We start from the raw sequence: 11,374 nt of genomic DNA, 5'->3' as shown, positions 1-11,374 counted from the left end.
GTTTCAGGATGCCGCCTGTTGGGCTGAACCGGAATTGCGACAGGCGCTTTTGACGGCCTCCGATCATTTTCCAGTCACGCTGGATATTGAACTGTGACCTTTCCAGCCTGCCACACGGGCCTTATATGTCAGGTATGAAACGCATATTGCTGATCAGTACGATCTCAGTGTTCTTTGCTGCGCCCTCCATCGCACAGGAAGACAGCGAAAAATCCCTGATGGAACAGGGGGCCGAGCTGTTTTTCGAAGGTTTGCGCAAGGAAATGGAACCGGCATTGGAAAACTTGCTGGGTCTTGCGGAAGAGCTTGGCCCGGCGATGCAGTCCTTCTTGCAGCAGATGGGCCCAGCGCTTGCTGAACTGGCGGCCGAGGTCAAGGACTGGAGCGTTTATGAACCGCCCGAGATCCTGCCCAATGGCGATATCATTATCCGCAGAAAACCGACCCAAGAGCCATCCGAGCCCGAAAAGCGGGATATCGAGGTGCCAGAAGGCCCCACAGACATCTGACCTGGTTAAAGGTCAGCCCCTGATAATCACGCGAGTCTGAGATTTCAGTGCTGCTGCCAAAGCGCTGAACCGGGCTTCAGCCACTTCGCTGAACAGGGGGGCAGCGGATTCGGGTAGATACAGTTCCAGTTCTCGCTTTTTTGGGAAAAACTTGAGCTGCCCCATATTGGCATCGTTGTGCATCCACAACATCGCGCCAAAGCGCATGGCCTTGCCTAGAATTTCAGCTTGTTTCTGGCTTTTTTCATCCAGCAATTCGTAAAGCCGAGAGAACCGGTTTCCTTCCCGTTTGTTGCGATAACGGTGTTGCAGTGCCAAACCGATGAAAACACGTTCGGAGTGCTTCAGGCCACCCAGATTGGCGCGCGTGACGTTGTCGAAACACACCTCGGCCCGATAGTCGGGATGCGCGCGCCAGCTTACATCGTGCAGCAGGCAGGCCGCCTTGATCAGGCGCACTCTGCTGGGCGGTGCCGATCTAAACAGCGGGATGACAAAATCATAGAGGTTGCTGCCAAATCCCGGCAGGCGGGCGTCCTTGGCTTCCGAGAACCGGCTGGCTTCGATAAGCGGGTCGCGGTCGCGCACTTCCTGCGGCATCTGCTCATACAGCAACCCCTCGCGGATACCATAGCTTGAGATGGCGATATCTTTGGGTTTGAACGTACGGATCAGCCGTGCCAGAACATCCATCGCGTAAGGGATAAGCGCCATGCGCGAGCTGGACACGCCCGCCTGAGCACGCAACTTTTCACTGTCGTGTTTTTCGATGTATTTGATCGTCTCGCGCACCTGCTTGGTGGTCATGCGGTATTCATGCAGCACGTTCAGCGGATAGCCCCGCCGCAGCATGTCCAGCCGCGCAAAGGCGCGCCAGCTGCCGCCGACCAGAAACAAACGATCCCGCTGCTGGCCCATCTGATTGCGCAGATCCTCCATCGTTTCCTTGATATGCGCTTTTCGCGCGCGCCGCCCGCCTTTGATGTCACGCAGTTTCAGCGGCCCAAGCGGCGAGGTTACGCGACGGCCGACCTGACCACCGCCGATTTCGGCCAATTCCATCGACGATCCGCCAATATCGCAGATCAGCCCATAAGCTCCGGGCCATCCCAACAGGACACCCTGTGCCGACAGGCGGGCTTCTTCGTCACCGTCAATGATGGCCACCTGCAAACCGGTTTCAGCCTGCACCTGATCGCAGAACTCGGGCCCATCCGAGGCTTCGCGCACAGCAGCGGTGGCGACAACATGCAAACCGGGCAAGTCCAGATCCATTGCCAGGTGCTGGAAGCGCCGCAATGCCGCCAGGGCGCGTTCGCGGCCACGCGGGTTCAGCCGTCCGGTTTCGGACAGGCCCGCCCCCAGTTCGCACATGACCTTTTCATTGTAGAAATAAGCCGGTGATCGGGCCGCCCCGTCGAAAATGACCATCCGGACCGAGTTCGACCCGACATCGACAACCCCGACGCGCGACAGCGCCCGTGCGTCCGGTTTGTCAAACAGAGGCTTTCCGATTGTTCCCCAGTCCGGGATATCGGTTTCGACGGTCTGATCCATGTGCCTTCCAGATTGTTCTTTTTGAGGATGCGAAATTGACGTCAGCGGGTCAATCATTGGTCTCGACCTCATCCGGGGCCGTGTTCAGTACGCGAATGGCCAGCGTGCGTGTGATGTCGCGTTTTTCCGCCAGGGCCAATTGGTCCAGTTGGGATACTACGTCGGCTGCGCTTTCAAACCGCCGGTCCATATGCTTGACAAGATAGGCGATGACATCGGGGCCGGGGTTGAGCTGCCTGTCAACAAACAGCTTGGCAAGAACCGCGCCCAGCAATGCGTCGTCGGGCGGGTCCAGTGCGACGTGATGCGCACCTTCGACCCGGCTTTGCAGATCGGCCAGCGGCAACGCCCAGAATTTTGGCGCAAGACGGCCGGTCATCAGCAGGGGATGCCCTTCGGCCAGTACAAGATTATGCAGGTGGAACAGCGTTTTTTGCTGCTCGAGATCACCGGCAATCAAAGGCACGTCTTCGACTGCAATCGGCATACGCGCCAGGTCTGGCACATCGTCATATCTCAGATTGCTGGCCTGAAGGATACGCCCGCCGGTTTCAGCGGCCCAGACATGGGCCAGATGGGTTTTGCCCGCCCCGGCAGGCCCGCTCAGAACCAGTTTGTTGCCAGGCCAGGACGTGGCCGAGATCATTGCCACCGCCAGCGCATTTGCCGGTGACACAAAGAAATCCTCTCGCCCGAGCGCAGTTTTGGCGGGCAGATCAAAGCTGAGTTGTCGGGCCATTTACTCGGTTTCCTGATCCAGACCTTCAAGACCAGTGTACAATCTGCTGTCGAGGTATAGCGATGTGGCAAAGCGGGCCAGCACGCCCAATGCTGCGGCGACCGGGACAGCGATTAGCATGCCGACGAAGCCGAACAGCGCGCCAAAGACCGACAGGGCCAGCAGGAGCCAAACCGGGTGCAGCCCGACAGAGCTGCCGACCAGCTTGGGTGTCAGGAAATTGCCCTCGGTGACCTGCCCAATGGCAAAGATACCCGCGATAAGCCCGATATGAGCCCAGTCGCCCCAGAACTGAAACAGCGCAAGCCCAATGGCCAGCGAGCCTCCGATAAGGGCGCCCAGATAGGGTATGAACGTGACCAGGCCCGCGATAAAACCCACAATCAGGCCGAATTGCAGACCAGCAAGCATCAGTGCAACCGCGTAATAGGTGCCAAGGATCAAGCAGACCGTTCCCATGCCGCGCACGAACGAGGCCAGAACCGCATCGATCTCACCCGCCAGCCGCCTGATGATGGGGGCGTGGTCACGTGGCAGCAGCTCTCCGATGCGGGCGGTCATGCGATCCCAGTCCAACAGCAAGTAAACAGCCACGACCGGCACAATGACCAACAGAACAACGATGTTGATCGCGGAACCCAGCGAGGTCAGCAGCGTCTGCATAACGTCCCCGGTTTTGGATTTCAGCGTTTCGCCAAAGGACACCAGCATCGCGTGCGTGCTCGATTCCCGGTCAAGCAAGGACGGGAACTGTTTTTCTATGAAACTGCGCAACTGTTTGAACAGATCAGGCAGTACATCGACAAGATCCAGCAACTGGGTGATCAGCGCAGGGACCACCATCAGAATTGCCAGTGCAAACCCCAGAACACCGACGACCGTGATGACCGCCGTGGCGGCCATACGCGACAGGCCCAGCCGCTCCAGCCGGTCAGCGACCGGATCCAGAAAATAGGCAATGGCCCCACCGATGACAAAAGGCAACAAGACATCGCCAAGGGCCCACAGGATCAACGCGAAGACCGCAGCGGCGATGCTCCAGTATCTCAGCTGATCCTTAACCGGCAAAGCCATGGCGATCCCCTTGTTCAGGCCCTTGCAGGTGTTCTTGGCGCATCAAAGCCCATGATGCAAGCGGTTCATGGCGCTTGCGTTTACAGGGGTCAGCCGCGCAACGTTCCCAATTCCGGGGTGTCTTCGGTGGCGGTTTCGTCGGGCCAGTTCGTACGCCAAATCTCGGCCGACCAGTGACCGCAATGAACCGCCGGACGGTCAAAGCCGGGCAGGGGCGGCAGCAAAGGCGCGACGACGACGTCGTGACGGGGCACCGCGAAATAGGGAAAAGAGTACCGTTCCCGCCCCGACCGGTTCACAACCCGATGGGGCGTGGATTTCAACCGCCCGCCCGACCACAGCTCCAGCATGTCACCGATATTCACCACGAAACCACCGGGCGGGCAGTCGGGCGTGATCCAGCCACCGCTGCGGGTCTGCACCTCAAGCCCGCCCACCGGATCGGGGGCAATGATGGTCAAGGCGTCGGTATCCTTGTGCGGGTGGATGCCATAGCCTGCCTCATCTTCGGCCTGAGGCGGGTAATGCAGCAGGGTCATGTTGGTCATCGGGGCCCGGAATGCACTGCGCAGCGCGTCGGATTTCAGATCCAGCCCTGCCTCTAACGCGCCCAGCAACAGATCGGTGACGCGGTCCAGTTGCCGCCAGTAACCCAGAATGACCTCTTTCGCGCCGGGCACGTCGTCAGGCCAGATGTTTGGCCCGTATAACGCGCAAACCTCACGCACCGGGTCGTCTGCTGCGACCTCGTGATGCAGTTTGTAGCCTTCGTATTTGTCGGCCTTGCCCGATCCATCATTGGGTGTGAAAAACCCCATGGGAATATAGCCGCGATAGTTGGCGCGGGTGATGGCCTGATCCCATTTTCGTGCGTCATCGACGGCAAAGATTTGTCGGGTGATCTGACGCACCTGATCCACGGATTGCTGGGATATGCCAGTCCCGGTGATCGACAAAAAGCCGATCCCCTGACAGGCCGCAAGGATGTGCCGGACCGTTGTTTCATAGGCTGCGGTTCCTGGTGCAGTCAAAGGCGCGATATCAATCGTTAGGATACTGTCCATCAATGAATCCTCACCCCCTGGCGTTGCAGTTCCGCGTGAACAGGTGCCAGATTCAGCTGGTCCAGCTCCTGATTGCTTTTCAGTGAGACCGCAGCGGCGATGCCCGCGCCCTGACCCATGACGGCGCAGCAGGCCATATTTCGCGTTGCGGCATGCGCCACCCGGTCCGCGCCATGCGAGCGTCCTGCAACCAGCAGACCTTTGATGCCCTTGGGCAGCATCGACCGATAGGGGATTTGCATATACCGCCCTGTAGTTGGCAGGATCAGAATGCCATAGCCGTCGATGAACTCGGGATAGATACCTATCGTATCCTCGAACCGGCCCTGATGGCGGGCATCGTTTTCGGTCATGTTGTAAACGGCATCGATCTTGCGGGTGTCGCGGATGCCGATGGTCATCCCGAAATTCCGCAAACGCGCGTTTTCGCAACCGGGCATGAACCGTCGCAGCGCCTCGATGGCCAGCATGGTCTGGCGGCGGCCTTCGATCTCGCCGCGCGTCAGGCTGTCGGGGTCGGTGCCATCGATCTCGGCCAGATGGATGAGGTTCATGTATGTCAGCTCGCCCGTGTCATGCATCGCGCCCCAGGTTCCGGCGATGGTATTCAGGTGCGGCGGGATCAGCCCCTCATCAATCGCTTGCTGGAACGGTTTGTGCACGAAGGGTGAGAACATGTCGTCCTCTTTCCCCGAGGTCTCAATGTTCCACTCTCCGCCGCCGCCCCAGTCCTTGTAGGTCTGCGGGTCAGCTTTCACACCTTCCATAAAGGCCCGCTTGTCAACGCCCGCCAGGTGAAACATGACCGAGGCCGCCATCATGTCCTCGCGCGGAGTTTTGTGGGTCGGCGCGCCCGAACGAAGGGCTACATCCGCGTCGCCGGTGGCATCAATGACGACCTTGGCCAAAATCGCTTCGCGCCCGGCCTTGGATTCTGTGATGACGCCGGTGATCCGGTCTCCATCCAGGATCGGCGCGACGAATTGTCGGTGCAGCATCGGGTGCACGCCCGCCTCTTCGACCAGCCTATCGGCGACCAGTTTAAAGCCTTCGCTGTCCAACTCATAACTTAGCGACTGGCTTTCCGGAACGGCGGCCCCCATCTCCTTGGCGCGGGTTTCGAATTCCATCCCGATGCCGCCTGCCTCGATGGTTTGCTCGTGCCGGTACCAGGCAAATCCTTCGACGCCGACGGCAGTGATGTTACCACCCATGCAGCCGAACCGATCGATCAAAGATACCTCGGCCCCCGCACGTGCCGCTGCAAGCGCCGCTGCCAACCCGGCAGGGCCAGAGCCCACGACCAGAACATCGGTTTGATGAATGACGGGAATTTGGCGTGCGGGTTCCTGAATGGTTTGCATCAGCGCCTCATGAGATTTGCGTTTCCGCTACCATTGGGATTCCCGATTGGCGGGTCAATCAAAAAACCGACTGCCGCAAGGTCGGAAAAACACCAATGCGCGATTGCCCCCGGCGGGGCTTTGGCATAATCACCTGTCCAGTCGAATTCTTACCTTTGAAGGTCCGTCCATGCGCCTGAGCCGTTACTTTCTGCCCGTTCTCAAGGAAACCCCGTCCGAGGCTCAGATCGTCAGCCACCGGCTGATGCTGCGTGCCGGGATGATCAAGCAGGCCTCTGCCGGGATTTATTCCTGGCTGCCGCTGGGCTTCAAAGTGCTGCGCAAGCTGGAAAACATCGTCCATGAGGAACAGGCGCGGGCCGGTCATATCGCGATCCAGATGCCCATTATCCAGTCGGCGGATCTGTGGCGTGAATCCGGGCGCTATGACGATTACGGTCAGGAGATGCTGCGGATGAAGGACCGGCATGACCGGGACATGCTGTTCACGCCGACGGCCGAAGAACTGGTGACAGATATCTTCCGCGGCCACGTCAGTAGCTACAAGGACCTGCCGCTGACGCTCTACCAGATCCAGTGGAAGTTTCGCGATGAAATCCGCCCGCGTTTCGGCGTGATGCGGGGCCGTGAATTCTACATGAAGGACGGATACAATTTCGACCTGACCAAGGAAGATGCGCTGCACGCCTATAACCGCCATCTGGTCAGCTATCTGCGCACTTATGAACGGATGGGACTTCAGGCGATTCCGATGCGCGCCGATTCAGGCCCCATCGGTGGCGATGACACGCATGAGTTCCTGGTTCTGGCCGATACCGGCGAATCCGAGGTTTTCTATGACAGCGCCGTCACTGATCTGACCTTTGGCGATCGCGACATCGATTATGACAACCGCGAACAGTGTCAGGCCATTTTGGAAGAGTTCACTTCGAAATACGCGCGCACTGACGAAACCCATGATGAAGCGCTGTTCAACCAGATACCCGAAGAACGCCGCCGCGTGGCGCGCGGCATCGAGGTGGGCCAAATCTTCTACTTTGGCACCAAATACTCCGATCCCTTGGGTGCAACTGTCCAAGGCCCGGATGGCAAACCGGTTCCGGTTCACATGGGCAGCCATGGTATCGGTGTCAGCCGCCTTGTAGGAGCAATCATCGAGGCCAGCCATGACGACAAGGGCATCATCTGGCCCGAGGGCGTGACCCCATTCCATTGCGGTATCGTCAACCTCAAGCAGGGCGATGAAGAAGCCGATGCAGCCTGTGACAAGATCTACACGGCGCTGACAGCTTTGGGTCTGGAACCGCTCTATGACGACCGCAACGAACGCGCTGGCGGTAAATTCGCCACGATGGACCTGATCGGTTTGCCGTGGCGGATCACGGTCGGCCCGCGTGGTCTGAAGAATGGTGTGGTTGAACTGACCTGCCGCCGCACTGGCGAAAGCGAGGAACTGAGCCCTGAAGCGGCCGTCACCAAAGTTGCTGAGATTTACCAGCAGATCGCCTGAGCGACCATCAGTTGCTGCATGAAGCGGGCGTTGAAACACGCCCCGTGATCCGGAAGGGGTGCCGGAGGCTCAGACCTGGCGGCCCTTCCCAGGCTACCAGAAGGCCGACCGCGTCAGTCGGCAGGTTCTCAGTTTTGATCCGACGTCGGGCGCTCGGCCAGGACGTCTCCGTTAGCTCCGTCACCTGTCGCCACAACAATCGGGCGGCCAAGGCGGCTGATCAGTTCGCGAAACTCGATATCCAGAAAGCGCAATCCGCAAATCCGCGCATCAGTTGCCCGATCCGTGATACACAAACGGCCTTGACGGAAAACCAGACGATATCCTTTGTCTTTCAGGATGTCTGCCAAATTGCCCCAGCTTGCTGCGGTGACAAAGATCGGCCGGATGGCCGCGCGCAGCAAGGCTGCGGTCTCACAATCCAATTCTGTTGAAGCCTGACGGGTCGAAATTGCACCCGCGCCATTGGTTGAAATTCGTAAATTCATTGAGCGACCCCCGCTCTTTAAATGTGTTCCCCCATGGTTAGGGTGGCAAAGTTTCTGAAAATAATCAAAAAGAGTAATAAAATTTCGCACTTATTGTTGCCTTTACGATTCAGTGGCTCACGATGCGCGATGATTAACTTCATACCTGAAACAATCACCTTCTGTCTGTGATGCGCTTCACAACTCATGGTGTAGCGCCCTAATTGGAAGACACCTGTTTCGCACACGTATTTTGGCTATGTACGGGAATGATTCGGCTCATTCAGGCTGAGAAACCAGTTCAGAGTGACAACCAGCTTGACCATTGGGCGAAATGCCGAAAGGGTCGCCGCAAACAAGAAAGCCCGGAGCAGGCATGGCCAAGACACCCCCGCCCTTTGCCCCTTTTGAATGGAAGATCGCTTGGCGGTATCTGCGCGCGCGCAGGGCCGAAGGCGGCGTCAGCGTGATGACATGGATATCACTGATCGGGATCACACTTGCCGTGTTTGCCCTGATCGCTACGCTGGCTGTTCGTTCAGGTTTTCGCTCTGAATTTGTCGGCACCATTCTGGGTGCCAATGCGCATGTGACGGTCTATTCCTCGGGTGAATTTGACGCTCAGGGTCGAATGGATCGGACAATTGCCGACTACAACGAACGCACCGACCGCATAGCGCAGGTGCCCGGTGTTGAACGCGCCGCACCGCTGGTGAAGGGGCAGGTGCTGATCACCAATCGCGACAGCAGCAGCGGGGTCGAGGTGTTTGGCATCCGACCCGACGATCTGTTCGACCTGCCGGGTATCGCGCAGGCGGAACAGGCGGCGGGGGACCTGTCGGATTTCCAGACGGCTGAGGATGTCATCGCCATTGGATCGGGTGTGGCCCGCAGCATCGGGGCCACTGTCGGGGATGTGGTCAAACTGACCTCGCCCAACGGGGTCAAAACCGCCTTTGGCACGTCGCCGCGCGTGAATGCCTATCGCGTTGTCTATGTGTTTTCGGCCGGTCGCTATGACATCGACCGCACCCGCGTCTACATGCCGTTTTCGCAGGCGCAGGGCTTTTTCAACCGTGAAGGTGTGGCGGATGAGATCGAAGTGATGGTGGCCAAGCCCGAAGATCTTGGCCCGATCCTGGTTCCCATTCTTGAGGCGTCGGGCGAGCGCAGCCAGATCTGGACATGGCAGGACGCATCCGGCGGCTTCCTGCGCGCGCTCGAGGTTGAGGATAATGTGATGTTCATCATCCTGTCGATCCTCGTTCTGATTGCTGCGATGAACATCGTTTCGGGCCTGATCATGCTGGTCAAGAACAAGGGGCGCGATATCGGTATCCTGCGCACAATCGGCCTGAGCGAAGGATCGGTTCTGCGCGTCTTTTTCATCTGCGGTGCGTTCACCGGCCTGATCGGCACTGCAATGGGGGTTATCCTGGGATGCCTCTTTGCAATCTATATTGATCCGATCTTCTCATTCGTGAACTACGTGATGGGCGGCGGCGTATGGGATCCGTCGATCCGTGGCATCTACGCCCTGCCGGCCGAACTGCATCTGAGCGATGTGCTCAAGGCGACGGGCCTGTCGCTTGGCCTGTCTTTCATCGTCACCTATTTCCCCGCCCGCCGCGCGGCGCGGCTGAACCCGGTCGAGGCGCTGCGCTATGAATGATCTTACGTTGCGACTGAATGGGCTGACCAAGACCTACCTCAAAGGCACACCGGGTGAGGTACAGGTTCTGCGCGGGGTCGATCTGGAACTGCGCGCGGGTGAGGCCGTGGCCATGGTTGCGCCTTCAGGTGCGGGCAAATCTACGCTTCTGCACATCGCCGGTCTGCTGGATACGCCTGACGGTGGAACCGTGGAAATCGGGGGGCAGAATGTGAACGGCAAGGGCGACCGAACCAGAACGGCGTTGCGTCGGCGGGATATCGGGTTCGTATATCAGTTCCATCACCTGCTGCCCGAGTTTACGGCGCTGGAAAACATCACATTGCCGCAACTGGCCAATGGCGCGTCCGAAAAAGCAGCCCAGGCACGGGCATTGGATTTGCTGGACCGTGTGGGCGTCGCCCCGCGCGCCAGCCACCGCCCTGCGGCGCTGTCGGGCGGCGAACAGCAACGCGTGGCGTTTTGCCGGGCACTTGCCAACGCGCCGCGTGTTTTGCTGGCCGACGAACCGACAGGAAATCTGGACCCTGAAACTTCGGATCAGGTGTTCGATGCGCTGATGACACTGGTGCGGGACGAGGGATTGTCGGCGTTGATCGCGACCCACAATCTCGAACTGGCGGCGCGCATGGACCGCATGGTCCGGCTTGAGGGCGGCGTGCTCAGGCCAGTTGAGTGATCGCAACACCGATGGCCATGACGGCGATACCACACGCCCGCATCAGGGTGAGGGGTGCCACCTGCGCGCCGAACAGGCCGAAGTGATCGATAGCCGCTGCACTGATCAATTGCCCCAACAGGACAAAGAACACGGCGTTTCCCACACCGAAATGCGGGGCGACATGGGTGATCGACAACACATAGAAAGCAATCAGGACACCTGCAAGCAACAGGTGTTTTGGGGCCTGTGCAACCTTGGACAAGGCTGCAATACCGGGAAACAACAGCATGGTCAGCGCCGAGGCGGCCAGGGCAATTGCAAACAGCACCACGGCTGCCGTTGTTGGTGATCCGATGACCTTGCCAAGGGCCGCGTTAAGAGCAGCCAGTATCGGAATTCCAAATCCGGCGGCCAGCATGATGGCTGCATATTGTGTCATTGCCCGAACCCTCTGCACCTGTTTCGTTGATCTGGATCATTGCGCCCATATGCCTGTCGGGCAACCCTGCAAATGTCAATCGTGACAGGAGGATACGATGTTCAAGGCAACGATCGGTATGCTGGTTCTCGTGGTTTCGGCTGCTGCCACACAGGCTGCTTGGGCGCAGGATGCGGCGACCGGAGAGGAACTCTATTTGCATTACTGTGCGACCTGTCACGGGATTGACGCAACGGGGCAGGGGCCGATGGCCAGCGTGCTGGTTGTTCAGCCGTCCGATCTGACCGCATTGTCCGGCGAAAGCGGGGTGTTTCCGAC

12 protein-coding genes are annotated in these 11,374 nt (G+C 58.9%); 5 read left to right on the top strand and 7 right to left on the bottom strand.

From position 1 onward, the window contains the following. Positions 1 to 134: 134 nt before the first annotated feature. Positions 135 to 509, top strand: coding sequence for a hypothetical protein (locus AC2FND_RS17990; protein WP_496771158.1), 375 nt, complete (start codon positions 135 to 137; stop codon positions 507 to 509). Between the two features lie 12 nt (positions 510 to 521). On the opposite strand, the gene AC2FND_RS17985 is transcribed toward AC2FND_RS17990, so the two are convergent. From AC2FND_RS17985 to AC2FND_RS17965, 5 genes are all read right to left on the bottom strand, one after another. Then, positions 522 to 2,066, bottom strand: coding sequence for a Ppx/GppA family phosphatase (locus AC2FND_RS17985; protein WP_209597844.1), 1,545 nt, complete (start codon positions 2,064 to 2,066; stop codon positions 522 to 524). 49 nt (positions 2,067 to 2,115) lie between these two features. Then, positions 2,116 to 2,805 (bottom strand): HdaA/DnaA family protein, encoded by a 690-nt coding sequence (locus AC2FND_RS17980; RefSeq protein ID WP_496771157.1) that lies wholly within the window; start codon positions 2,803 to 2,805, stop codon positions 2,116 to 2,118. Next, positions 2,806 to 3,879 (bottom strand): AI-2E family transporter, encoded by a 1,074-nt coding sequence (locus tag AC2FND_RS17975; protein ID WP_496771156.1) that lies wholly within the window; start codon positions 3,877 to 3,879, stop codon positions 2,806 to 2,808. Between the two features lie 89 nt (positions 3,880 to 3,968). Then, entirely contained in the window at positions 3,969 to 4,943 is a 975-nt protein-coding gene (locus AC2FND_RS17970; protein WP_496771155.1) for an isopenicillin N synthase family dioxygenase, read from the bottom strand. Next, entirely contained in the window at positions 4,943 to 6,307 is a 1,365-nt protein-coding gene (locus AC2FND_RS17965) for an FAD-dependent oxidoreductase (RefSeq protein WP_496771154.1), read from the bottom strand. Before AC2FND_RS17965 ends, AC2FND_RS17970 begins: the two co-directional genes overlap by 1 nt. Before the next feature lie 169 nt (positions 6,308 to 6,476). Here AC2FND_RS17965 and proS point away from each other — a divergent pair, with 169 nt between their 5' ends. Continuing rightward, positions 6,477 to 7,817, top strand: coding sequence for a proline--tRNA ligase (gene proS, locus AC2FND_RS17960; RefSeq protein WP_480481934.1), 1,341 nt, complete (start codon positions 6,477 to 6,479; stop codon positions 7,815 to 7,817). A gap of 128 nt (positions 7,818 to 7,945) precedes the next feature. On the opposite strand, the gene AC2FND_RS17955 is transcribed toward proS, so the two are convergent. Continuing rightward, positions 7,946 to 8,305 carry a hypothetical protein gene (locus AC2FND_RS17955; protein WP_267366022.1) on the bottom strand — a complete coding sequence of 120 codons (360 nt, stop codon included), beginning with the start codon at positions 8,303 to 8,305 and terminating at the stop codon, positions 7,946 to 7,948. Positions 8,306 to 8,660: 355 nt separating this feature from the next. Between AC2FND_RS17955 and AC2FND_RS17950 the strand changes: the two genes are divergently transcribed. Together AC2FND_RS17950 and AC2FND_RS17945 are read left to right on the top strand one after the other, a co-directional pair. Further along, positions 8,661 to 9,956 (top strand): lipoprotein-releasing ABC transporter permease subunit, encoded by a 1,296-nt coding sequence (locus AC2FND_RS17950; protein ID WP_496771153.1) that lies wholly within the window; start codon positions 8,661 to 8,663, stop codon positions 9,954 to 9,956. Further along, on the top strand, positions 9,949 to 10,635 hold the full coding sequence (locus AC2FND_RS17945; RefSeq protein ID WP_496771152.1) for an ABC transporter ATP-binding protein: 687 nt from the start codon (positions 9,949 to 9,951) through the stop codon (positions 10,633 to 10,635). Before AC2FND_RS17950 ends, AC2FND_RS17945 begins: the two co-directional genes overlap by 8 nt. Here AC2FND_RS17945 and AC2FND_RS17940 read toward each other — a convergent pair. Further along, positions 10,619 to 11,056, bottom strand: a complete 438-nt coding sequence (locus AC2FND_RS17940; protein ID WP_209597831.1) for a DMT family transporter — start codon at positions 11,054 to 11,056, stop codon at positions 10,619 to 10,621. The genes AC2FND_RS17945 and AC2FND_RS17940 overlap by 17 nt on opposite strands. A 97-nt stretch (positions 11,057 to 11,153) precedes the next feature. On the opposite strand from AC2FND_RS17940, the gene AC2FND_RS17935 reads away from it, so the two are divergent. Beyond that, positions 11,154 to 11,374: c-type cytochrome (locus AC2FND_RS17935; protein WP_496771151.1), on the top strand; the 221-nt coding region annotated here is incomplete at its 3' end.

The organism is Ruegeria sp. BHSB056, assembly GCF_059613305.1.
Note: the sequence above shows the minus strand (reverse complement) of the source record. Positions and strands in the feature narration are given on the sequence as shown.